Source organism: Terrabacter sp. C0L_2, assembly GCF_036352015.1.
Taxonomy (GTDB): domain Bacteria; phylum Actinomycetota; class Actinomycetes; order Actinomycetales; family Dermatophilaceae; genus Terrabacter; species Terrabacter tumescens.
Genome location: NZ_CP143557.1, coordinates 3,001,877 through 3,025,887, shown reverse-complemented (window position 1 = coordinate 3,025,887; position 24,011 = coordinate 3,001,877). Strand labels below are relative to the sequence as shown.

The following is a 24,011-nucleotide window of genomic DNA, read 5'->3' as shown; positions in this document are numbered from 1 at the left end:
CCCGGACCCAACGGGTCCGGGGCTCCGTGCGAGCGGTCAGCTCAGAGCGACGAGGCTCAGTTGCCCGTCAGCTTCTCGCGAAGCGCGGCGAGCGCCTCGTCCGAAGCAAGGGTGCCCTCGACCGGAGCCGGGGCGTTGCGCGGGGCGCGCTCGCCACGGTCGGCGTCACCGGAGTCGGCGACGTCACCGGTCGCGGACGAGTAGGACGTCGCGGAGCCGGCGTTGGCCGCAGCCTCGGCGTCGGCCTTCGTCGCGGCGTCGACCTGGGCCTTGTGGGCCTCCCAGCGAGCGTGGGCGTCGGCGTACTGACGCTCCCACTTCTCGCGCTGGGCGTCGAAGCCCTCGAGCCACTCGTTCGTCTCCGGGTCGAAGCCCTCGGGGTACTTGTAGTTGCCCTGCTCGTCGTACTCGGCGGCCATGCCGTAGAGCGTCGGGTCGAACTCCGACGCCGAGACGGCCTGGTCGTTGGCCTGCTTGAGCGACAGCGAGATGCGGCGACGGTCGAGGTCGATGTCGATGACCTTGACGAAGATCTCGTCGCCGACGTTGACGACCTGCTCCGGCAGCTCCACGTGGCGCTCGGCCAGCTCGGAGATGTGCACGAGGCCCTCGATGCCGTCCTCGACGCGAACGAACGCACCGAACGGGACGAGCTTGGTGACCTTGCCCGGGACGACCTGGCCGATGGCGTGCGTGCGAGCGAAGTGCTGCCACGGGTCCTCCTGCGTCGCCTTCAGCGACAGGGAGACACGCTCACGGTCCATGTCGACGTCGAGCACCTCGACGGTGACCTCGGTGCCGACCTCGACGACCTCGGACGGGTGGTCGATGTGCTTCCACGACAGCTCCGAGACGTGGACGAGACCGTCGACGCCGCCGAGGTCCACGAACGCACCGAAGTTGACGATGGAGGACACGACGCCCGAACGGACCTGGCCCTTCTGGAGCTCCTTGAGGAACGTCGTGCGCACCTCGGACTGCGTCTGCTCGAGCCAGGCACGGCGCGACAGGACCACGTTGTTGCGGTTCTTGTCGAGCTCGATGATCTTGGCCTCGATCTCCTTGCCGACGTACGGCTGGAGGTCGCGGACACGACGCATCTCGACGAGCGAGGCGGGCAGGAAGCCGCGGAGGCCGATGTCGAGGATGAGACCACCCTTGACGACCTCGATGACGGTGCCGGTGACGACGCCGTCCTCTTCCTTGACCTTCTCGATCGTGCCCCAGGCGCGCTCGTACTGCGCACGCTTCTTGGACAGGATCAGACGGCCTTCCTTGTCCTCCTTCTGGAGGACGAGGGCCTCGACCTCGTCACCGACCTTGACGATCTCGCCGGGGTCGACGTCGTGCTTGATGGACAGCTCGCGCGAGGGGATGACGCCCTCGGTCTTGTAGCCGATGTCGAGCAGGACCTCGTCCCGGTCGACCTTGACGATGCGACCCTCGACGATGTCGCCGTCGTTGAAGTCCTTGATGGTGGCGTCGATCGCCGCAAGGATGTCTTCCTGAGAGCCGATGTCGTTGATGGCAATCTCAGGCGCGGTCTTCTCGACCGTGTTGGCAGTCATGTAGTAGGAACTCCGATTGTGGACGGTTAGATTGGGACCTCGCGGCGGCGGGCCTGACGGCTCGTGCCCCGATGCCTTTGTGGACAGGTTCAACATTGATCGTGCGCACACGAATGTGCTCGGCAATCCTATCCGCGCTGTCAGCACCCGGTCAAAAGAGACGATGTATGCCGTGAGCACGCCCACCGAGGCCACCCGACGTCCCGCTCCCCCGGCCGAGACGGCCACGGCCAACCGCACGTGGTGGGACGGCGAGGCAACGTCGTACTACGTCGAGCACGGCTCGTTCCTCGGCGACACCGACTTCGTGTGGGGACCGGAGCGCCTGCGCGAGGAGGACGCCCGCCTGCTCGGCGACCCGGCCGGCCAGGTGGTCCTCGAGATCGGCGCGGGCTCCGGCCAGTGCTCGCGCTGGCTCGCCGCGCACGGCGCGACCGTCGTGGCCACCGACCTCTCGGCAGGGATGGTCGCGACGGGGGTGGCGGTCAACGCCGCCGTCGAGAGCGGGGCCCGCGTGCCGTTCGCGCAGTGCGACGGACGGTCCCTCCCCTTCGCCGACGCGTCCTTCGACACGGTCTTCACGGCATACGGCGTCGTGCCCTTCGTCGCGGACTCCGAGGTCGTCATGGCCGAGGCGGCCCGGGTGCTGCGGCCGGGCGGCCGCTTCGTCTTCTCCACGACCCACCCGATCCGGTGGGCCTTCCCGGACGACCCGGGTGCCGGCGGCCTCACGGCGCGCCACTCGTACTTCGACCGCACGCCCTACGTCGAGCAGGACGCGTCGGGACACGCCACCTACGTCGAGCACCACCGCACGCTCGGTGACCGGGTGCGCGAGATCGCGGCGGCCGGGCTGGTGCTCGTCGACCTCGTCGAGCCGGAGTGGCCCGAGGGGCACGACGAGCCGTGGGGCGGCTGGTCCCCGCTGCGCGGGCGGGTCATCCCCGGCACGGCGATCTTCGTCTGCCGCGAGCCCGCCTGACGGGCGACGACCGGTCGACGCGTCGAGGACCATCGCGCCGGACGCACGCGACAGCGGCCGCGGATCCCGAAGGATCCGCGGCCGCCGTCGTCACGCTCGTCAGAGGAAGCGTCGCCTCAGGAGGACCGATCCACCGGCGAGGCCGAACACTCCGACAGCCGCTGCGGCCCGACCGAGGTTGGCCGAGCCTTCACCGTCGACACCTGCGAGCTCGTAGGAGTACGCCGTGGCACCCGTAGCGCCCTTCGGCGCGCCGTACGCCATCCCCTCGGCCTTGGCACGCTTGGCCCCGACTTCGATGAGTGCATACTTCTCGCCGTAGTCGGCCGCCGTGGCCTTTCCGGCCGCGACGAGCTTCTTCGTCCCCTCGTCGGACAGGCGCTGGGCACCGTCCTTCAGCTGGGGTGCGCCGGCAGCCGCGTCGGTGAGACCGGCGGCAAGCTGGCTCGTGCCGTCCGCCGCGTCAGCGAGGCCGTCGGAGAGCTGTCCGGCGCCGTCCTTGAGCTTGCCCGCGCCGTCGTCCAGCTGGCCGGCGCCATCGGCGAGCTTGCCGATACCGGTGTCCAGCTGCCCGGCTCCGGTCGCCACCTTCCCGGCGCCGGACGCGAGCTTCGACGCATTCGCCGAGAGCTCGCCGTTGCCCTTTGCGACGGCCGAGGTCCCGCCATGGACGGCGTCAGCCCCGGTCGTCAGACGATCGACAGCGTCGACCAGATCGAGTCCACCCAGTCCGAGGAGGTCGACTCCGTACTGGAGGTCATTGATGCCACCTCGCAACGTCTTGTTCTTCGCAGTGTCCTTCGGTCCGCCGATGCCGCCTTGGACCTTGGTGACGACACCGTCGACAAGAGTCGAGACTCCTCCGTCGACGAGGTCGACGCCCTCGAGCAGGCCGGGCACGGTCGGGTCACACACACCCTTGAGAGTGGTGTTGCTCAACCCGCACTCGACCTTCACCAGACCGATGGCCGCATCGCTGAGTTTGCCCTTGAGCTGACCGAGGCCTCCGGACACCTGGCCCAAGCCACTCGACACCTGTCCCAGACCACCCGAGACCTGGCCCAGACCAGCGGAGGCGGTCGTCGTCTTGGTCCGCAGGTCGCCCAGGCCGGATTGCACCTGTCCCAGAATCCCCTGGCACACCACACCGCAGTCGGTCGTCTTGGCAAGCGCGACCCCACCGTCCAGCTGGTCGATGCCGCCGCCCGACTTCAAAGCGTCCTGCAGGCCCGCTCGAACCTGGTCGACACCACCCTTGGACTGGTCGACACCACCCTTGGACTGGTCGACGCCACCCTTGAGCTGGTCGAGGCTTCCGCCGTTCTCCGTGGCCGTGGCCAGACCAGCGCGGATCTGATCGACACCGTCGATGAGGGTTCCGGTCTGGCCCTTGTTGCCGAGCCCGGCACGCAACTTCGCAATCCCTGCGTGCAGCGGCTTCGCCTGGTCCGGGAGTCCACCGATGCCGTCGTAAAGCGTCGTGAGTCCGGCATCGACCTGGTCGAGACCATCGGCCACCTGAGCGAGGCCGTCAAGTAGGCCAGGGGCCTGGTCACCCAGCAGGTGCAGGCCACCGGCCACGAGGCCGGCGCCGTCGTCCACCTGGGCCGCGCCGCTGCTCAACTTTTTCGCCCCGGCGTCGAGCTTGGAGTTGCCGTCCGCGACCTGGGTCGCCCCGTCAGCCACCTTGGCCGAGCCGTCCTTCGCATCTCCTGCTCCGGACCGCAGCTTGCTCGTCCCGTCCTTCAGCTGGCCTGCGCCCGCTGCAAGGTCTCTTGAGCCGGGCAGCGCCTGGGCACCGAGCCCCGCGTCGAGCTTCTTGGCACCGTCCCGCAGCTGGATCAGGCCGGCCAGCAGTGTGCTCGCACCGTCCCGCAGCTTGAGCAGGTTCGTGTCGATCTCGGTGGCCCCGGCCGTCAGGGTGGCACCGGTCGTGGCTCCGCCCTTGTAGCTCTCAGCGCCGCCCTTGAACGACGGGCTGTCGAGGGGGCTGACCGGCAGGGCCGACACGGACGCCTTGGGGAGCGTGCCGTCGACGATGTCTGCGGCGTAGCCGAAGGTCGCGGTCGGCGTCCCGATGGGGCCGAACAACGTCATGGTGAAGGTCAGCTTCGTCCCACCGCGACCGTCACCCGCGAGGTTGGCCTCGTTGGAGCTCACGTTCGTGAAGGTGGCCGGCAGGGTCGTGGTGAGCGACCCCACCATCGGGATCACGACGTCTTGGGTCGCGGACGTGCTCGCCCCGGTGCCGTCGTCGAAGGTCACGACCTGTGAAGAGCCCGTGACGTTCTTGACGGTGTAGCGCACCTCGAGTCGGCCACTGCGACCGAGCAGGTCGTCGGGCTGAACGGGCTGGCCGTCGAGCGTGTAGGTCGCCTGAACCTCGAGTGGCAGCTTCTTGGTGAAGTCGCTGACGGTCCTCAGCCGCTGCTCGCCATCGACGTCGAAGCGGCCGAGCATGATGCCGTCCTTGACCTCGAACCCACCGAAGCCGTCGAGGTTGCGCAGGCCCTGGGTCTCGACCGGGTTCGCGAGGTCGACCGAGCCGCGGCCCTTCATGGCGACCTGCTCGTAGACGCGTGCGACGTCGACCTTGCCGGACGCGTCGAGGTAGGCCTGCACCGTCTCGGTGTTGGACACCTGGACGGCGCCGTCACCGGCAGCGGCGGCGGGTGACGCCGCGAGAAGCAGGATCGTGGGCATGGCCGCGAGGCCGACCACCATGGTGGCGAGGGTTCGCTTGTTCACTGTGCCGCTCCCGTCACGAGCTCGTCGAGGTCTGTGGTGGTGCCGGTCTGGCGCTCACCGGTGTCCGCATCGGACACGGCCCTGCGCCACTGCACAGTCGCGGTCGAGTCGGATTGGGCCGCAAGGAGATTCGTGGCGAAGAAGCCGAGCCCCACAGCCAGGAGCACGGTGGTCGCAGCCGCGGGTGACTCCGTGAGGAACTGTGATGGAGCATTGGTGTAGACCGACTCGTAGGCCCCGACGATCGACGCGGCACCGACGAGACCGCTCCACAGCGGCAGGCGTCCACGGCTCACCGCGGCGACGACGGCGATCAGAGCCACGACGACGAAGGCAGCGACGGCGCGGCCCGCGGACGAGTCGGGCAGGACGGCCGCGCGCAGTGCGAAACCGATCCAGGCAAGGACGAACCCGGCGAGGAAGCCGGCCACCTTGCCCCAGACGGGACGGTGCGGGACGAGCCCGAGAACACCGCCGAGAGCCGCACCGAGAAGGGCGACGTGCTCGAGGTCGAGACCGAGCAGGTTGCTCAGTCCGATGATGACCGCCGCAAAGACGGCGAGACACAGACCTGTGACCAGGCTTCTGACCATGTCCACCTCACAGTAAAAGCACCCGTCGCCGATGACGGGTGCAAGTTACCGAGCAGTATGCAGGTGTGCTGGGGTCCGTGGTGTGTCAAGTGGTGGACACCACGTCGCCGTTGCCAGAACGTGACCTAACGGACACCGGAAAGTGGGTAGGGCGGCTGCCTCCGCCGTGGTGGCAGGCCGCCCACGCCCCTCAGTGCGCGGCGTCGTGCCAGGAGTGTCCGACCCCGACGTTGATGTCGAGCGGGACGTCGAGCTCGGCGGCGTGGCCCATCTCGTGGCGCACGAGCTTCTCGACGTCGTCGCGCTCGCCGGCCGCCACCTCGAGGACGAGCTCGTCGTGGACCTGGAGCAGGATGCGCGACGCGGCGCCTGCGTCGGTCAGCGCCCGGTCGACACCGATCATCGCGACCTTCATGATGTCGGCGGCCGAGCCCTGGATGGGGGCGTTGAGCGCCATGCGCTCGGCCATCTCGCGGCGCTGGCGGTTGTCCGAGGTCAGGTCGGGCAGGTAGCGGCGTCGCCCGAACATCGTCGCGGTGTAGCCGGTGCCGCGCGCCTCGGCGACGACCTCCTTGAGGTAGTCGCTGACGCCGCCGAAGCGCTCGAAGTAGCCCTCCATGAGGCCCCGGGCCTCCTCCGTGCTGATCGTCAGCTGCTTGGACAGGCCGAACGCGGACAGGCCGTAGGCGAGGCCGTAGGACATGGCCTTGACCTTCGAGCGCATGGCGGCCGTGACGTCGTCGGGCTCGACGCCGAACACCTTGGAGCCGACGTACTTGTGGAGGTCCTCGCCGGTGCGGAAGGCCTCGATGAGCCCCTCGTCGCCGGACAGGTGGGCCATGACCCGCATCTCGATCTGGGAGTAGTCGGCGGACATCAGCGCGTCGAAGCCGTCGCCCACGACGAAGAGCTCACGGATGCGGCGCCCCTCCTCGGTGCGGATCGGGACGTTCTGAAGGTTGGGCTCGGTGGAGCTGAGCCGCCCCGTCGCGGCGATCGTCTGCAGGTAGGTGGTGTGGATGCGGCCGTCGTCGGCCACCGACTTCTGCAGCCCCTCGACGGTGACGCGCAGGCGTGCGGCGTCCCGGTGGCGCAGGAGCGCCTCGAGGAACGGGTGCCCGGTCTTGGTGAAGAGGTCGTTGAGCGCGTCTGCGTCGGTGGTCCAGCCGGTCTTGGTCTTCTTCGTCTTGGGCATCGCGAGCGTGCCGAAGAGGACCTCCTGCAGCTGCTTGGGCGAGCCGAGGTTGATCGTCTCGCCGCCGATGGCGTCCCAGGCGTCCTGCTGGGCCTGTGCGACCTTGGCGGCGAAGTCCTTCTCGAGGCCGTCGAGACCGTCGACGTCGACGGCGATCCCGGTGCGCTCCATCCGCGCCAGCACGTCGACGAGCGGCAGCTCGACCTCGGCGAGGAGCTGCTCGCCCCCGGTGGAGACCACCTGCTCGTCGAGCACCGCGGCGAGGTCGCGCACGGCGCTCGCGCGGATCATCTCCTTCTGGGCGGCCTGCTCGTCGGCGTCGCCGCCGAAGTCGAGCATGCCCTGGCCGTCGGTCGGCGCCGACCCGCTGAGCTCACGGTGCAGGTTGCGCAGCACGAGGTCGTCGAGGTGGTAGGTGCGCTGGTCGGGCTTGACGAGGTATGCCGCGAGCTGGGTGTCGCTCGTCAGCCCGGCGAGCGACCAGCCTCGCGCGGCAAGGGCCTCGATCGGCCCCTTGGCGTCGTGGATGGCCTTGGGGCGTGCGGCGTCCTCGACCCAAGCGCCCAGGGCGGCCTCGCCCTCGGGCGTCAGGGTCTGCAGGTCGATCCACGCCGCGCTGCCGTCGGCGGCTGCCACGGCCACGCCGCTGGCGTCACCAGTGCCTCGCGCCCACGTGCCGGTGACGGACAGGCCCGACCGGTGGTCGGTGGCGAGGTGCTCCGCCACCCAGGCCGCCACGGCCTCGGGCGCCAGCACCGCACCGTCGATGTCGAAGCCCTCCTCGGCCTCCGGCGCGGCGGCCTCGACGGTCGCGAAGAGCCGGTCGCGCAGGACGCGGAACTCGAGGCCGTCGAAGACCGTGTGGACCTCCTCGCGGCTCCACTGGGTGCGCTGGAGGTCCTCGATCTCGACGCCGACGGGGCTGTCCTTGACGAGCTGGTTGAGGCGACGGTTGCGCAGCACCTGGTCGAGGTGGTCGCGCAGCGACTGGCCCGCCTTGCCGGGGATCTTGTCGATGCTGGCGACGATGCCGTCGAGGTCGCCGTACTGGGTGATCCACTTCGCGGCGGTCTTGGGGCCGACGCCGGGCACGCCCGGCAGGTTGTCCGAGCTCTCGCCGACCATCGCCGCGAGGTCGCTGTAGCGGGTCGGAGGGACGCCGTACTTGTCCTCGACCTGGGTCGGGCCCATCCGCCACACCTCGGAGACGCCGCGGACCGGGTAGAGGATGGTCACCTTGTCGGACACGAGCTGGAAGGTGTCTCGGTCGCCGGAGCAGATGAGGACGTCGATGCCCTTGGCCTCGGCCTGCGTCGCGAACGTCGCGATGATGTCGTCGGCCTCGTAGCCGTCGAGCTCGACGAACCTGATGCGCAGCGCGTCGAGGATCTCCTTGACGAGCGGGATCTGTCCCTGGAACTCGTCGGGCGTGCGGGCGCGGCCCGCCTTGTACTCGGAGTACTCCTCGGTGCGGAACGACTGGCGGGCCTTGTCGAAGGCCACGACGACGTGCGTCGGCTCCTCGTCGCGCAGCATGTTGATGAGCATCGAGGTGAAGCCGTAGACGGCGTTGGTGTGCTGCCCGGTGCTCGTCGAGAAGTTCTCGGCGGGGAGCGCGAAGAAGGCGCGATAGGCCAGCGAGTGTCCGTCGAGGAGGAGAAGTCGGCTCACACGGCAACCCTAGTGGCGCCCACCGACGGCGTGAGCGGGGGCACGGCCCGGCGACGGCGCGGCAGGGCGGCATACGATCGCGGGCATGACTGACTCCCCCACGACGTCGGCGCAGCCGGCCGGCCAGACCCTCGATGACATGCGCTCCATGGCCGAGGGCACGCTGCTCGAGCGCATGCAGATCGAGATGACGGAGGTCTCGCCCGAGCGGCTCGTCGCGACGATGCCGGTCGCGGGCAACACCCAGCCCTACGGCCTGCTCCACGGCGGCGCCAGCGTCGTGCTCGCCGAGACCCTCGGCTCGATCGGCGCGCAGATCCACGCGGGACCGGGTCGCGTCGCCGTCGGCCTCGACATCAACGCCACGCACCACCGTGCCGCCCGGACCGGGGTCGTCACCGGCACCGCGACGCTGCTCAGTGCCGGGCGCACCCTGGTCAGCTACGACGTCGTCGTCACCGACGAGGACGGTCGGCGGGTCTGCACGTCGCGGATCACCTGCCTGCTGCGCGACGCAGCCCCCGGCGCCTGACGGCCCCGCCGGGCCCCACGGGGTCCGGCTTCAGCCGGCGATCTTCGGGTCGTGGCGCGGCGCCCGGGCGCGGAGGTCGCGGCGGCGCTGGAGCAGGTCGAGCGATACCCGCTGAGGACGTGGCTCGCCCGCCAGCTTGCGCTGGAGGGTCGCGGCGGACGCCACCCTCCGGACGGTCTCGGGGGCGAACCCCAGACGGGCGAAGAAGCGGTTCGCGTCGCGGTCACCTGCGGGAACCGCACTGGCGAGGTGCTCGCAGCCCTGACGGTCGGCGTAGCGGCTCGCCGCGGCGAGCAGCGAGCGGCCGATGCCCTGGCGGCGGAAGTCGGGATGCACGAAGAGCATGTCGATCGACACGCACGGGGAGTCGACGAGCAGGCTCCTGGTCGAGTCCGCCAGGACGACGTAGCCCGCCGGCCGGCCGTCGGTGAAGGCGATGAAGGCGCAGATGTCATTGCGCTGCAAGGCATTTCGCAGGGTGCCGTCGAGCGCGAGCCGATGGGCCGCCTCAGGGGTGGTGCCGCCCTCGATCCGGTGCGTGATCCACAGCTCGATGAACTGCGAGTGCAGGCCCTCGTCCACGCGCTGCACCGAGACCACTGCTCGACCCATCATTCCTCCGTTCCAAGCCCCGAGGCCACCCGGCGAACACTACGGCCAACGGCGACTCGACGGAAGAGAACCGCAGCGATCGCTACGACGAAGCGGGGTGTCACGACCGATGTCGTGGCACCCCGCTTCGGATTCCGAAGGGCGCGTGGCTCCGTCGGAGATGACCCTGCTAGACGTCGCCGCCGAGGTAGGCGGCCTTGACGGCCGGGTCGTCGGCGAGAGCCTTGCCCGTGCCCTCACGGACGATCTCGCCCGTCTCGAGGATGTAGGCGCGGTGCGACCGCTTGAGCGCCTGCGCGGCGTTCTGCTCGACGAGCAGCACGGTGGTGCCCTGGCTGTTGATCTCCGTGACGATGTCGAAGATCTGCTGGATCAGCTTGGGCGCCAGACCCATCGACGGCTCGTCGAGGAGCAGCAGCTTGGGCTTGGCCATGAGCGCCCGGCCCATCGCCAGCATCTGCTGCTCACCACCCGACATCGAGCCGGCTGCCTGGTTGCTGCGCTCCTTGAGGCGCGGGAAGAGCTCGAAGACGCGCTCCAGGTCGTCCTTGACGGCCTTGGTCTTGCGGTCCGGGCGCGCGTACGTGCCCATCTCGAGGTTCTCCATCACCGTCATGCCGACGAAGCACCCGCGGCCCTCGGGCGACTGCGAGATGCCGAGCACCGGCCGCTCGTGCGACGGCAGGTGCGTGATGTCCTTGCCGTTGAAGGTGACCGTGCCGGCGCGCACGGGACGCAGCCCGGACACGGTCTTCATCGTCGTCGTCTTGCCGGCACCGTTGGCCCCGATGAGGGTGACGATCTCACCCTCGTCGACCGTGAAGCTGATGTCGCGGATGGCCTCGATGCGTCCGTAGTTGACGCACAGGCCCTTGACCTCAAGAAGCATCTTCCTCATCAACTCCCAGGTAGGCGGCGATGACCGCCGGGTTGTCGCGGATCTCGGCCGGCGAGCCCTCGGCGATCTTGCGGCCGAACTCGAGCACGACGATCCGGTCGGTGACGCCCATGACGAGCTTCATGTCGTGCTCGATGAGCAGGACGGTGTAGCCCTGGTCGCGGATGGTGCGGATCAGCTCCATCAGCTTGGCCTTCTCGGCCGGGTTGAAGCCGGCGGCCGGCTCGTCGAGGCAGAGCAGCTGGGGGCTCGTGGCGAGCGCACGCGCGATCTCGAGACGGCGCTGGTCGCCGTACGGGAGGTTGCGCGCGAGCTCGTCGGCCTTGCCGTCGAGCCCCATGAACGTCAGCAGCTCCATCGCCCGGGCGTAGCCCTGCGACTCCTCCTTGCGGTGCTTCGGCAGGCGGAACATCGCCGAGACGACGCCCGTCGTGTGGTGCGCGTCGACCCCGACGAGGACGTTCTCCAGGGCCGTCATGTTGGCGAAGAGCCGGATGTTCTGGAACGTGCGCGCGATGCCCAGCTTGGTGATCTGGAACTTCTTGCGCTTCCCGAGCGGCTTGCCGAGGTAGCGCACGGCACCGGAGGTGGGCTGGTAGACGCCGGTCATGACGTTGAAGCACGTCGTCTTGCCGGCGCCGTTGGGCCCGATGAGGCCGAGGATCTCGCCCTTGTTGATGTGGAAGCTCACCTCGTTGAGGGCCACGACACCGCCGAAGCGGAGCGTGACCTCGTCGACCTCGAGCAGGCGCTCCCCCTCGGACACGACGGGGACGCCGATGTCCTCCGGCGCGATGTCGACACCGGGGTTGATCTCGGTGACCTCGTCGGCCGGGTCGGCGAGCCGGTGCTCGCCGGCGCCGGCGCCCGCCGTGGTGGCCGGGGCCGCAGCAGGGCTCGCAGCAGGGCTCGTGGTCTCGTCGTCGCCCGTGGTGGGCTGGGTCGGCTCAGGCACTGGCTTCTCCTTCCTCGAGGACGGCCTGTCTGTCGTCCGCGCGCTTGGCACGGACGGTCCGCCGCGGCGGCAGCAGGCCCTGGGGGCGGAAGATCGCGAGCAGCATCAGGGCGAGACCGAAGACGAGCACGCGGAAGTCCGCGAAGTCACGGAAGCGCTCCGGGAAGTAGCCGACGACGATCGCACCGACGATGACGCCCCACCGGTTGCCCGCTCCACCGACGACGACGGCCGCCAGGAAGAGGATCGAGAGCAGCAGCTGGAAGCTGTCCGGCGAGATGAAGCCGGCCTTGGTCGCGAACAGCGCTCCGGAGAGGCCACCGATCGCGGCGCCGAGGGCGAAGGCCAGCAGCTTGAACCGGAAGGTCGGCACGCCCATGAGCTCGGCCGCGTCCTCGTCCTCGCGCGTGGCCTCCCAGGCACGACCGACCCGGCTGCTCTTGACGAGGATGTCGAAGAGCAGGACGAGGCCGATGATGCCGAGGGCGAGCCAGTAGTAGGGCACGAAGTCGTTGATGCCGAACTTGAGGAACGTCGACGTCGTGTCGAGGTCGACGACCGGTGCACCGCTGCTCCAGTCGAGGCTGGGCACCTCGAACAGCTCGGCGCTGGGCGGCTTCGGGATGTCGCTGATGCCCTGAGCACCGCCGAGCCACTGGGAGTTGACGAGCGTGAGGCGCACGATCTCGCCGAAGCCGAGCGTCACGATGGCGAGGTAGTCGCCGCGCACGCGCAGGGTCGGGGCACCGAGGATGACGCCGGAGACCATCGCGACGACGATCGCGATCGGCACGACGACGACCCACGAGAGGTGGGCGTGCTCGGAGGTCAGGACGCCGACGGTGTAGGCGCCGACGGCATAGAACCCGACGTAGCCGAGGTCGAGCAGTCCGGCGTAGCCGACGACGATGTTGAGGCCGAGGGCGACGAGGACGTACGTCGCGACCGTGAAGAGGACGCCACCGAAGTCGGAGCCCTCGGTCGTGATGAACGGGATGTTGAGCAGCGGCAGGAGGAAGAGGAAGAGCGCGAAGAGCACCCAGAGGACGATCTTGACGCTCCTGGGCAGGTGGTCGACCCGCTCCTTGAAGCCACGCGTGGCGGGCTTGCGGGCCGCCGGGGCTGACGTCGGGGTGCTCATGCGCGCGCCTTTCCGAGGGACTCACCGAGCAGGCCGGTGGGTCGGAAGAGCAGGATGAGGACGAGGAGCACGAAGGCCACGACGTCCTTCCACTGCGACCCTACGACGGCGGAGCCGTAGTTCTCGGCCAGGCCGAGGACGAAGCCGCCGAGCAGGGCGCCGCGGAGGTTGCCGATGCCGCCGAGGACGGCTGCCGTGAAGGCCTTGACGCCGAGGATGAAGCCGGCGTCGTAGCGGGTGATGCCGATCTTGAGCATGTAGAAGACCGCAGCCGCGCCGGCCATGACGCCGCCCACGAGGAAGGTCACCTGGATGACACGGTCACGGTTGACGCCCATGAGGGCGGCCGCCTCCGGGTCCATCGCGACGGCGCGGATGCCGCGACCGAGGCGCGAGCGCTTCACGAACTGGTCGAGGATCACCATGATCGCGATGGCGCCGACGATGACGAAGATGTCGACGTTGGTCACGTGGTAGCCACCGATCGTGAAGATCGGCTGGGGCTGGATGATCGTCGGCAGGCCCGCGTTGTTGCGGGAGTTGCGCACGTAGTCGCGCAGGGTGTCATCGAGTCCCACCCAGCCGGCGATGCGGCTGCGCAGGCCCATGATCTCCGCGAGGACGAACGAGGCGCCGATGGCGGAGATGAGGGCGATGAGCGGTGGCGCATTGCGTTTGCGCAGCGGGCGGTAGGCCACGCGCTCGAGGAGCACGGCGACCAGGCCTGACATCGCCATGGCGGCGACGAACATCATCGCGACCCAGAAGATGACCTGACCGACGCCGGCACCGGGGTGCCCGCCGAGGATCATGACCACCCACAGCGCCGCGAAGGTGCCGTACATGAACACCTCGGAGTGCGCGAAGTTGATGAGGCGCAGCACGCCGTAGACGAGGGTGTAGCCGAGGGCGACGAGCGCGTAGACCGCGCCGATCGTCAGGCCGGTGATGGTGTAGGAGAAGAAGTTGTCGATGAGGTTCTGCATCCAAGACCTCCTGGGCCGGGTGCGGTGAGCGGGATCAGGGTGGAGGCGCCAACCGAACGAGGGGCGGTCGGAGCGTACTGCCCCGACCGCCCCCCTTCGTTGACGTTCGCGCTTACTTGATCTCGCCGACGGAGGTGATCTTGCCGTTCTCGACCTTGTACGCGAAGACCTTGATGTCCGCGGACTCGCCCTTGGCGTCGAACTTCAGCTGCTTCGTCACGCCCTTCTTGTCGTACGCCTTGACGAAGTCGACCATGCTCGCGCGGTCCTTGCCGGCGGCGATGCCGTCGAGCAGGATCGTGGCGGAGTCGTAGCCCTCACCGGAGTAGGTGTTGGGGTCCTCGTTGTACTTCGCCTTGTACGCGGCCTGGAAGTCCGGGGCCACGTCCGGCGGGACGCACGGGCAGGTGATGATCGTGCCCTCGGCGGCGTCCTTGGCGTTGTCGATGAAGGACTGGTCCTTGACACCGTCGGCCACGACGAACGTGCCCTTCCAGCCGGCGTCGCGCAGCTGCTTGATGAGCGGCGCGGCCTCGGGCGAGTAGCCACCGAAGAAGAGCGCGTCGGCGCCCGAGCTCGTCACCTTCGTGACGGAGGCGCTGAAGTCGGTCTGCTTCTGCTGGATGGTGTCGTTGCCGACGACCTGCGAGCCGAGGTCCTTGCGGACGATGTCGGCCAGGCCCTTGCCGTACTCGGACGCGTCGTCGATGACGAAGGTCTTCGTCGACTTGAGGGTGTCCTTGATGTACTTGGCGGCCGCGGGACCCTGGGTGGCGTCGTTGCCGAGCGCGCGGAAGAAGGTCTTCCAGCCGTTGTCCGCAAGTGCCGGGTTCGTGGCGGAGGGCGTGATGGTGACGAGGCCGGCCTCGTTGAACGCCGGGTCGGCGGCCTTGGACTCACCGGAGAACGCGGGGCCGACGATGCCGACGACCTTCTTGTCGTCGATGGCCTTCTTGGCCAGGGCCGGTGCCTGCGTCGGGTCGCCCTGCGAGTCGTAGTTCTCGAGGGTGACCTTGCAGTCGGCGTGCTTCTTGTTGTAGTCGTCCAGGGCCAGGTTGACACCGTTCTGGATGTAGATGCCCAGGTTGGCGTTCGGGCCGGTCAGGGCACCGAACATGCCGATCTTGTAGTTGCCGCAGGCCGCGGCGCCACCGCTGGCAGCCGGGGTCGTGGTGTCGCCGCCCTTGGTGCCACACGCACCGAGGGCAAGCGCCGCAACCGCGAGCGGCACGGCGAACTTGAGGGTGGAACGCACGGATGTCCTCCTGATGTCACACATCCCTCAGTCGAGGGCTGGTCGGAGACTAAGCCGAAACCCACGCCGAGGTCATCAGAAATCGGCGATCGGTGACCGTGTCGTGACCTGCGCCCGTGCCGGTGGCCGCAGTTTCTGCGGCCACGCCGCGATCAAGCCGCCGGGAAGCCGTTGATGACGGCCTCGGCGACCTCTTTCATCCCGAGGCGGCGGTCCATGGCGGTCTTCTGGATCCACCGGAAGGCGTCGGACTCGCTGAGCTTCAGCTGCGTCATGAGCACACCCTTGGCGCGGTCGACGAGCTTGCGCGTCTCGAGCCGCTCGCCGAGGTCGGCGATCTCCGCCTCGAGGGCCTTGAGCTCCTGCCAGCGCGACGTCGCGATGTCGATGGCGGGGCGCAGGTCGTCGGCGGTGAAGGGCTTGACGATGTAGGCCATGACGCCGGCGTCGCGGGCCCGCTCGACGAGCTCGGTCTGGGAGAAGGCGGTCAGCATGATGACGGGGCACAGCTTGGCCTCGTGGAGCTGCTCGGCCGCGGACAGCCCGTCGAGCACCGGCATCTTGACGTCCATGATGACGAGGTCGGGCTTGACCTCCTTGGCGAGCTCGACGGCCTGCTCGCCGTTGCTCGCCTGGCCGACGACGTCGTAGCCCTGCTCGCCGAGCATCTCGACGAGGTCGAGGCGGATCAGGGCCTCGTCCTCGGCGACGAGGATCCGGGTCGCGCCCGTGGCCGCCGCGGCCGTGGTCTCCGGGCCGCCCTCGGACGCCGGGGTGCTCTCGGTGCTCTCGGTGCCCTCAGTGCCCTCAGTGCCCCCGGCGGGGACCGCAACGCTGGCGGGGGTCGGCTTCGGCGTCGTGCTCTCGTCGGTGCTCACGGGCCAAGCCTATCCGGGGCCAGGTTTCGGGCGCGTTTCGGGACCGTCACCCCGCTGGCCGGGGCGACGAGACCCCACAACGGGTCGTGGGAAGACGGTGAGGTCGTCGGTGCCGAGGGCGGGACTCGAACCCGCACGGCCTTGCGGCCAGAGCATTTTGAGTGCCCCGTGTCTGCCATTCCACCACCCCGGCCGGAGTGCCGAGCCAGCATACCCACGGATGCGTATGCCGCCGGGCGGGCCCGGCGGCATACGTGGTCACGCGAGTCGTGCGAGCTGGTCGCGAGGGTCCGCGCTCAGCTCGTGACCTCCTCCGGCCGGTAGGCCGGGGCAGCCCGGTTGACCGCGTCGCCGACCCGGTGCACGCGCAGCGCGTTGGTCGAGCCGGGGATGCCGGGAGGCGAGCCGGCGACGATGACGACGCGGTCGCCCTCGGCCACGCGGCCCTCCGGGATGAGCTTGAGGTCGACCTGCATCGCGAACTGGTCGGTGTGGTGCATGCGGGGCACGAGGTAGGTCTCGATGCCCCAGACCAGGGCGAGGCGCGAGCGGACCCGCGGCTCGGAGGTGAAGGCCAGCATGGGCTGGCGCGGCCGGATGCGGGCCATCCGCGTGGCCGAGCCGCCCGTCTCGGTGAAGACGATGAGGAACTTCGAGCCGACGACGTCGCCGATCTCGACCGCGGCCTTGGTGACCGCACCGCCGACCGTCTTGGGGCTGGTGGGCATCCGCACGATCTTGTCGAAGCCTTTCTCCTCCGTCGACTCGATGATGCGTGCCATGGTGCGCACCGAGTCGATGGGCCAGGCGCCGACCGAGGTCTCGCCGGAGAGCATGAGCGCGTCGGCGCCGTCGAGCACGGCGTTGGCGGCGTCGGAGGCCTCGGCGCGCGTCGGGCGGGGGTTCTCGATCATCGACTCGAGCACCTGCGTGGCGACGATGACCGGCTTGGCCTCGCGGCGCGCGAGCTCGATGGCGCGCTTCTGCACGAGCGGCACGTCCTCAAGGGGCATCTCGACGCCCAGGTCGCCGCGGGCGACCATGATCCCGTCGAAGGCGGCCACGATGCCCTCGAGGTTGTCGACCGCCTGCGGCTTCTCGATTTTGGCGATGACGGGGATGCGGTCGCCGAACTCGTCCATGATCGCGTGGACGTCGACGATGTCCTCGGCCGAGCGCACGAATGACAGGGCGATCATGTCGACGCCGAGCCGCATGGCGAAGCGGAGGTCCTCGCGGTCCTTGTCGGACAGGGCGGGCACGCTGACGGCGACACCGGGCAGGTTGATGCCCTTGTTGTTGCTGACCTGGCCGCCGATGACGGTCTCGGTCAGCACGTCGGTGTCGTTGACCTCCACCGCACGGAGCATGACCTTGCCGTCGTCGATGAGCAGCACGTCGCCCGGGCTCACGTCACCGGGCAGCCCGGCGTACGTCGTGCCGACGATGGAGTCGTCGCCGTCGACCTCGCGGGTCGTGATGGTGAAGCGCTGTCCGGGGCTCAGCGTCACGGGGCCGCTCGAGAAGCGACCGGTGCGGATCTTCGGACCCTGGAGGTCGACGAGGATCCCGACGGCTCGACCCGAGGCGTCGCCGGCAGCCCGGACGTCGCGATAGACCTGCTCGTGCACGGAGTGGTCCCCGTGCGAGAGGTTGAGCCGGGCGACGTCCATGCCGGCGTCGACGAGGGCGCGGAGCTGGGAGGGCGATGAGGTCTTGGGGCCGATGGTGCAGACGATCTTGGCGCGACGCATGACTCAACCTTATGGGTGCTGTGACGTGGGTCACCACGCGGGTTCGTCCTGTGGGACGGCCGCGGCGTCGTCGGCGCGGGATCCGTTGTGGCGTGGGGCAATCATGAGCGTATGCCGTGTCGCCGAGGTGGCGACACGGCATACGTGAGGGTGTGGCCGGGTGTCCGGCCTCCGGCACCGTCAGACAGTCAGACGGTGAGCGGCCGGTCGGTCGGCGCGATGGGGCGCGGCAGCGAGCTCGACCCCGTGAGCCAGGCGTCGACGCCCGCGGCGGCGGCACGGCCCTCGGCGATGGCCCAGACGATGAGCGACTGCCCGCGACCGGCGTCGCCCGCGACGAAGACGCCGGGGACCGAGCTCATGAAGTTCTTGTCGCGACGGACGTTGCTGCGCTCGTCGAGGTCGACGCCGAGCTGCTCGAGCACGCCGCTCCCCTGCGGGCCGAGGAAGCCCATGGCGAAGAGGACGAGCTGCGCAGGGATCTCCCGCTCGGTGCCCGGCTTCGGGGTGGGTCGACCGTCGACGAACTCGACCTCGGTCAGGCGCAGGGCCGCGACGTTGCCGTCGTCGTCGCCCACGAACTCGGTCGTGCTGACGGCGTAGATGCGCTCGCCACCCTCCTCGTGGGCGCTGGCGACGCGGTAGAGCATGGGGTAGGTCGGCCAGGGCTGGCCGGACGGACGGTCCTCCCCCGGCTGCGGCATGATCTCGAGGCTCGTCACGGACGCGGCGCCCTGGCGGTGCGACGTGCCGATGCAGTCCGCGCCGGTGTCGCCGCCGCCGATGACGACGACGTGCTTGCCGGTGGCGAGGATCTGGTCCTCGACGTGCTCGCCGAGAGCGGCGCGGTTGCCCTGCGGGAGGAAGTCCATGGCCTGGTGGATACCGCCGAGCTGGCGACCCGGCGCATCGAGGTCGCGCGGCACGGTGGCACCGAGAGCGAGCACGACGGCGTCGTAGCGGTCGCGCAGCTGGCGCCCGGTGATGTCGACGCCGACGTTCATGCCGTTGCGGAAGCGGGTGCCCTCGGCGCTCATCTGCTCGAGCCGGCGATCGAGCACCGACTTCTCCATCTTGAACTCGGGGATGCCGTAGCGCAGCAGGCCGCCCGGCTTGTCGGCCCGCTCGAACACCGCCACGGTGTGGCCGGCCCGGGTCAGCTGTTGGGCCGCTGCCAGGCCGGCGGGGCCGGAGCCCACGACGGCGACCGTCTTGCCGGAGAGGCGCTCGGGCGGGAGAGGCGTGACGAGCCCCTCCTCGAAGGCGCGCTCGATCGTCGTGACCTCGACCTGCTTGATCGTCACGGCCGGCTGGTTGATGCCGAGGACGCACGCCGTCTCGCACGGCGCCGGGCACAGGCGGCCGGTGAACTCCGGGAAGTTGTTCGTCGCGTGGAGCCGCTCGATGGCGTCGGACCAGTCGCCCTTCCACGCGAAGTTGTTCCACTCGGGGATGAGGTTGCCGAGCGGACAGCCGGAGTGGCAGAACGGGATGCCGCAGTCCATGCAGCGACCGGCCTGGCGCTGGAGCTGTCCGAGCTCCTGCTCCTCGTAGACCTCCTTCCAGTCCCGGATGCGCACCGGGACGGGACGGCGGGCCGGGAGCTCGCGCTCGCGGGTGTTGAGAAAGCCTTGGGGGTCAGCCACGGGAAGCCTCCATGATCCGGTTCCACACTTCTGGGCCGTCGAGGTCGAGGCCCTGGGCCTCTGCCTCGGCGCGCACGTCGAGGACGCGCTGGTAGTCACGAGGCAGCACGAGCGTGAAGCGCTCGCGCGCGGCCGACCAGTCGTCGAGCAGGCCTCGGGCGACGGGCGACTCGGTCCACCGCACGTGCGCCTCGAGCAGCTCGCGCAGCGGCTCCTCGTCGGCGTCGCGCAGCGGCATGAGGTCGACCATCTCGCGGTTGACGAGGTCGGCGTCGAGGTCGAGGACGTAGGCCAGGCCACCGGACATGCCGGCCGCGAAGTTGCGTCCGGTCTGCCCGAGCACGACGGCCGTGCCGCCCGTCATGTACTCGCAGCCGTGGTCGCCGACGCCCTCGACGACCGCGTGGGCGCCGGAGTTGCGCACGCAGAAGCGCTCGCCGACGATGCCGCGCAGGAAGAGCTGGCCCGTCGTCGCGCCGTAGGCGATGACGTTGCCGCCGATGACGTTCTCCTCGGCCACGAGGGTGGCGTCGCGGTGCGGTCGCACGACGACGCGGCCGCCCGACAGGCCCTTGCCGACGTAGTCGTTGGCGTCGCCGAAGAGCTGCATCGTGACACCGGCCGGGAGGAAGGCGCCGAACGACTGCCCACCGGACCCGGTCATCGTCAGCTCGATCGTGTTGTCCGCCAGCCCCTGCGGGTGCGCCTTGGTCACGTGGTGACCGAGCATCGTGCCGACGGTGCGGTTGACGTTGCGCACGGCGATCTCGGTGCGCACCGGCTCACCGGTCTCGATGGCCGACAGGGCACGGCTCAGCAGCTCGTTGTCGAGCGCCTTGTCGAGCCCGTGGTCCTGGGAGGCCGACTGGTGCAGCGTGCCACCGGTCGGGTTGTCGGCGACCGCGAGGATCGGGCTGAGGTCGAGACCCGAGGCCTTCCAGTGCGCGATCGCCTTGTCGAGGTCGAGGCTGCCCACCTGGCCGACGGCCTCCTCGATCGAGCGGAAGCCGAGCGAGGCGAGGTGCTCGCGCACTTCCTGGGCGATGTACTCGAAGAAGGTCTCGACGAACTCCGGCTTGCCCGAGAAGCGCGAGCGCAGCTCGGGGTTCTGCGTGGCGATGCCGACCGGACAGGTGTCGAGGTGGCACACGCGCATCATGACGCAGCCCGAGACGACGAGCGGCGCCGTCGCGAAACCGAACTCCTCGGCGCCGAGCAGGGCCGCGACGACGACGTCGCGCCCGGTCTTCAGCTGGCCGTCGACCTGGACGACGATGCGGTCGCGCAGGCCGTTGAGCACGAGGGTCTGCTGGGCCTCGGCGAGGCCGAGCTCCCACGGCGCACCCGCGTGCTTGAGCGACGTGAGCGGGCTCGCGCCGGTGCCGCCGTCGTGCCCGGAGATGAGCACGACGTCGGCGTGCGCCTTGGACACGCCCGCCGCGACGGTGCCGACGCCGATCTCGGAGACGAGCTTGACGTGGATGCGCGCCGACGGGTTGGCGTTCTTGAGGTCGTGGATCAGCTGCGCCAGGTCCTCGATGGAGTAGATGTCGTGGTGCGGCGGCGGCGAGATGAGCCCGACACCGGGCGTCGAGTGCCGGGTCTTGGCCACCCACGGGTAGACCTTGTGGCCGGGCAGCTGGCCGCCCTCGCCGGGCTTGGCGCCCTGGGCCATCTTGATCTGGATGTCGTCGGAGTGGGTGAGGTAGAGGCTCGTCACGCCGAACCGGCCCGAGGCGACCTGCTTGACCGCCGACCGGCGCTCGGGGTCGAGGAGCCGGTCGACGTCCTCGCCGCCCTCACCGGTGTTGGAGCGTCCGCCGAGGTGGTTCATGGCGATCGCGAGGGTCTCGTGCGCCTCCTTGGAGATCGAGCCGTAGCTCATCGCGCCGGTGTTGAAGCGCTTGACGATCTCGCTGACCGGCTCGACCTCCTCTATCGGCACGGGCAGGCGACCGGTGACGCCCGTCGGCCGGAAGCCCATGAGGCCGCGCAGGGTCATGAGGCGCGAGGTCTGGTCGTCGACGCGGTTGGTGTACTGCTTGAAGATGTCGTAGCGGCGCTGGCGCGTCGAGTGCTGGAGGCGGAAGACCGTCTCGGGGTCGAAGAGGTGGGGCTCACCCTCGCGCCGCCACTGGTACTCGCCGCCGACCTCGAGGGTGCGATGGGGCTGGTGCACGCCGTCCGGCGGGTAGGCCCGCGCGTGGCGGTCGGCGGTCTCGCGGGCGATGACGTCGAGCCCGACCCCGCCGAGCTGGCTCACCGTGCCGGTGAAGTAGCGCTCGACGAGGGCCTGGGACAGGCCGATGGCCTCGAAGACCTGCGCGCCGCGGTAGGACGCCACGGTCGAGATGCCCATCTTGGACATGACCTTGAGCACGCCCTTGCCGAGCGCCTTGATGAGGTTGGCGACGGCCTTCTCGGCGGTGACGCCCTCGATCTCGCCGGCCCGGACGAGGTCCTCGACCGTCTCCATCGCGAGGTAGGGGTTGACGGCAGCCGCACCGAAGCCGATGAGCAGGGCCACGTGGTGGACCTCGCGCACGTCGCCGGCCTCGACGAGCAGGCCCACCTGGGTGCGGGTCTTCTCGCGGATGAGGTGGTGGTGCACGGCCGCGGTCAGCAGCAGCGACGGGATCGGCGCGAGGTCGCGGCCGGAGTCGCGGTCGGAGAGCACGACGAAGCGCGCGCCCCGCGAGATGGCCCGGGACACCTCGGCGAAGATCTCCTCGAGGCGGTCGCGCATGGCGGCCGCTCCCCCCGTGACGTCGTAGAGACCGCGCACGACGTGAGTGGCGTAGCCCGGCAGGTCACCGTCGGCGTTGATGTGCACGATCTTGGCGAGCTCGTCGTTGTCGATGACCGGGAAGTCGAGGACGAGCTGGCGGGCGTGGCTGGGCGAGGCCGACAGGGCGTTGCCCTCGGGTCCCATGTAGGTCCCGAGCGAGGTGACGAGCTCCTCGCGGATCGCGTCGAGCGGCGGGTTGGTCACCTGCGCGAAGAGCTGGGTGAAGTAGTCGAAGAGCAGGCGTGGGCGCGAGGACAGCACGGCGATGGGTGTGTCGGTGCCCATCGAGCCGAGCGCCTCTCCCCCGGACTTCGCCATCGGGGTGAGCAGGATGCGCAGCTCCTCGGCGGTGTAGCCGAAGGTCTGCTGGCGGCGCGCGACGGAGGCGGCCGTGTGCACGATGTGCTCGCGCTCGGGGAGGTCCTCGAGGCGGATGAGGCCCGCGTGCAGCCACTCGGCATACGGCTTGGCGGCGGCGAGCTGGGACTTGATCTCCTCGTCGCTGACGATCCGGCCGTGCTCGGTGTCGACGAGGAACATCTTGCCGGGCTGGAGGCGGCCGCGCTGGACGATGGTCTCGGGGTCCAGCTCGAGCACCCCGGACTCGGAGGCGAGGACGACGAGGCCGTCGTCGGTCACGGTGTAGCGGCCGGGGCGCAGGCCGTTGCGGTCGAGGACGGCGCCGACGAGCGTGCCGTCGCTGAAGCAGACGTTGGCGGGCCCGTCCCACGGCTCCATGAACGTGGAGTGGAACTCGTAGAACGCCTTGCGGGCCGGGTCCATGGTGGCGTGGTTCTCCCACGCCTCGGGGATCATCATCAGCACCGCGTGCGGGAGCGAGCGGCCGCCGAGGTGCAGCAGCTCGAGCACCTCGTCGAAGCTCGCGGAGTCGGACGCGTCGGGCGTGCAGATCGGGAAGACGCGCTCGAGGTCGCCCGGGATGATGTCCGACGTCAGCAGGCTCTCGCGGGCGTGCATCCAGTTGCGGTTGCCCTTGACGGTGTTGATCTCGCCGTTGTGGGCGATGAACCGGTAGGGGTGCGCGAGCGGCCACGACGGGAACGTGTTGGTCGAGAAGCGCGAGTGCACGAGGGCCAGCTCGCTCGCGAACCGCGGGTCGGACAGGTCGGGGAAGAACGGCTCGAGCTGACCGGTCGTCAGCATCCCCTTGTAGACGATGGTGCGCGAGCTGAGCGAGGAGAAGTAGACGTCGACCTCGTGCTCGGCGCGCTTGCGCAGGCAGAACGCCAGCCGGTCGAGCCCGAGGGCCACCTGGCGGCCGATCGAGCTGCTGACGAAGAGCTGCTCGAAGAACGGCATGCACTCACGGGCGACGGTGCCGACGAGGTCGCCCTCGACGGGGACCTCGCGCCAGCCGAGCACCTTGAGGTTCTCGGCGACGGCGATCTCCTCGATGCGGGCCTTGGCGGCCGCGCGCTCGATGGGGTTCTGCGGCAGGAAGGCGATGCCCGCGGCATACGCCCCGCTGTTGGGCAGCGTGAACGGCACCGTGGCGCGGAAGAACTCGTCGGGGATCTGCGTCAGGATGCCCGCACCGTCACCGACGAGCGGGTCGGCGCCGGTGGCGCCCCGGTGGTCGAGGTTGCGCAGCGCGGTCAGGGCGTGGTCGACGATGTCGTGGCCGGCGGTGCCCCGCATCGTCGCGATGAGCGCGACGCCGCAGGCGTCGTGCTCGTGCTCGCGTCGGTAGAGACCGGAGTTCTCCGGGTGTGCACTGAAGAGAGCACGGGTGCGGGTGTGCGGCGGCATCTTCACCGTCCTTCTGCTGGGTCCCAGGCGGCGACCACG

16 protein-coding genes and 1 tRNA gene are annotated in these 24,011 nt (G+C 69.6%); 2 read left to right on the top strand and 15 right to left on the bottom strand.

Going from position 1 to position 24,011, the window contains the following annotated elements; genetic code table 11:
* Positions 1-56: 56 nt before the first annotated feature.
* Complete coding sequence (rpsA, locus tag U5C87_RS13805) at positions 57-1,568, bottom strand: 30S ribosomal protein S1 (RefSeq protein WP_330473118.1); 1,512 nt, start codon at positions 1,566-1,568, stop codon at positions 57-59.
* A gap of 172 nt (positions 1,569-1,740) precedes the next feature.
* Between rpsA and U5C87_RS13800 the strand changes: the two genes are divergently transcribed.
* Positions 1,741-2,550 carry a class I SAM-dependent methyltransferase gene (locus U5C87_RS13800; RefSeq protein ID WP_330473117.1) on the top strand — a complete coding sequence of 270 codons (810 nt, stop codon included), beginning with the start codon at positions 1,741-1,743 and terminating at the stop codon, positions 2,548-2,550.
* 99 nt (positions 2,551-2,649) lie between these two features.
* Here U5C87_RS13800 and U5C87_RS13795 read toward each other — a convergent pair whose 3' ends face one another.
* From U5C87_RS13795 to polA, 3 genes are all read right to left on the bottom strand, one after another.
* Positions 2,650-5,298, bottom strand: a complete 2,649-nt coding sequence (locus U5C87_RS13795) for a hypothetical protein (RefSeq protein ID WP_330473116.1) — start codon at positions 5,296-5,298, stop codon at positions 2,650-2,652.
* A complete protein-coding gene (locus U5C87_RS13790) occupies positions 5,295-5,891 on the bottom strand; it encodes a hypothetical protein (RefSeq protein WP_330473115.1) in 597 nt (198 codons plus the stop codon). The genes U5C87_RS13795 and U5C87_RS13790 overlap by 4 nt, the downstream gene beginning before the upstream one ends.
* A 190-nt stretch (positions 5,892-6,081) precedes the next feature.
* Entirely contained in the window at positions 6,082-8,757 is a 2,676-nt protein-coding gene (gene polA, locus U5C87_RS13785) for a DNA polymerase I (protein WP_330473114.1), read from the bottom strand.
* Positions 8,758-8,842: 85 nt separating this feature from the next.
* Between polA and U5C87_RS13780 the strand changes: the two genes are divergently transcribed.
* Positions 8,843-9,289 carry a PaaI family thioesterase gene (locus tag U5C87_RS13780; RefSeq protein WP_030202027.1) on the top strand — a complete coding sequence of 149 codons (447 nt, stop codon included), beginning with the start codon at positions 8,843-8,845 and terminating at the stop codon, positions 9,287-9,289.
* A 30-nt stretch (positions 9,290-9,319) separates the two neighbouring features.
* On the opposite strand, the gene U5C87_RS13775 is transcribed toward U5C87_RS13780, so the two are convergent.
* The 11 genes from U5C87_RS13775 to gltB form a co-directional block, all read right to left on the bottom strand.
* Positions 9,320-9,901, bottom strand: a complete 582-nt coding sequence (locus U5C87_RS13775) for a GNAT family N-acetyltransferase (protein WP_330473113.1) — start codon at positions 9,899-9,901, stop codon at positions 9,320-9,322.
* A 169-nt stretch (positions 9,902-10,070) separates the two neighbouring features.
* A complete protein-coding gene (locus U5C87_RS13770) occupies positions 10,071-10,790 on the bottom strand; it encodes an ABC transporter ATP-binding protein (protein ID WP_030202019.1) in 720 nt (239 codons plus the stop codon).
* Positions 10,780-11,754, bottom strand: coding sequence for an ABC transporter ATP-binding protein (locus tag U5C87_RS13765; protein ID WP_443082060.1), 975 nt, complete (start codon positions 11,752-11,754; stop codon positions 10,780-10,782). The genes U5C87_RS13770 and U5C87_RS13765 overlap by 11 nt, the downstream gene beginning before the upstream one ends.
* Complete coding sequence (locus U5C87_RS13760) at positions 11,747-12,895, bottom strand: branched-chain amino acid ABC transporter permease (protein WP_030202013.1); 1,149 nt, start codon at positions 12,893-12,895, stop codon at positions 11,747-11,749. The genes U5C87_RS13765 and U5C87_RS13760 overlap by 8 nt, the downstream gene beginning before the upstream one ends.
* Positions 12,892-13,881 (bottom strand): branched-chain amino acid ABC transporter permease, encoded by a 990-nt coding sequence (locus U5C87_RS13755; protein ID WP_330473112.1) that lies wholly within the window; start codon positions 13,879-13,881, stop codon positions 12,892-12,894. Before U5C87_RS13755 ends, U5C87_RS13760 begins: the two co-directional genes overlap by 4 nt.
* 112 nt (positions 13,882-13,993) lie before the next feature.
* The gene (locus U5C87_RS13750) at positions 13,994-15,136 is read right to left on the bottom strand and encodes a branched-chain amino acid ABC transporter substrate-binding protein (RefSeq protein ID WP_330473111.1); all 1,143 of its coding nucleotides are present in this window, start codon (positions 15,134-15,136) and stop codon (positions 13,994-13,996) included.
* 152 nt (positions 15,137-15,288) lie between these two features.
* Positions 15,289-16,014, bottom strand: a complete 726-nt coding sequence (locus U5C87_RS13745; protein WP_443082059.1) for an ANTAR domain-containing response regulator — start codon at positions 16,012-16,014, stop codon at positions 15,289-15,291.
* A 110-nt stretch (positions 16,015-16,124) separates the two neighbouring features.
* Positions 16,125-16,207: transfer RNA gene (locus U5C87_RS13740), tRNA-Leu, on the bottom strand.
* 103 nt (positions 16,208-16,310) lie between these two features.
* Complete coding sequence (pyk, locus tag U5C87_RS13735; RefSeq protein ID WP_330473110.1) at positions 16,311-17,768, bottom strand: pyruvate kinase; 1,458 nt, start codon at positions 17,766-17,768, stop codon at positions 16,311-16,313.
* A 188-nt stretch (positions 17,769-17,956) separates the two neighbouring features.
* Positions 17,957-19,414 carry a glutamate synthase subunit beta gene (locus U5C87_RS13730; protein WP_330473109.1) on the bottom strand — a complete coding sequence of 486 codons (1,458 nt, stop codon included), beginning with the start codon at positions 19,412-19,414 and terminating at the stop codon, positions 17,957-17,959.
* The gene (gltB, locus tag U5C87_RS13725) at positions 19,407-23,972 is read right to left on the bottom strand and encodes a glutamate synthase large subunit (protein ID WP_330473108.1); all 4,566 of its coding nucleotides are present in this window, start codon (positions 23,970-23,972) and stop codon (positions 19,407-19,409) included. Before gltB ends, U5C87_RS13730 begins: the two co-directional genes overlap by 8 nt.
* Positions 23,973-24,011 lie beyond the last annotated feature (39 nt).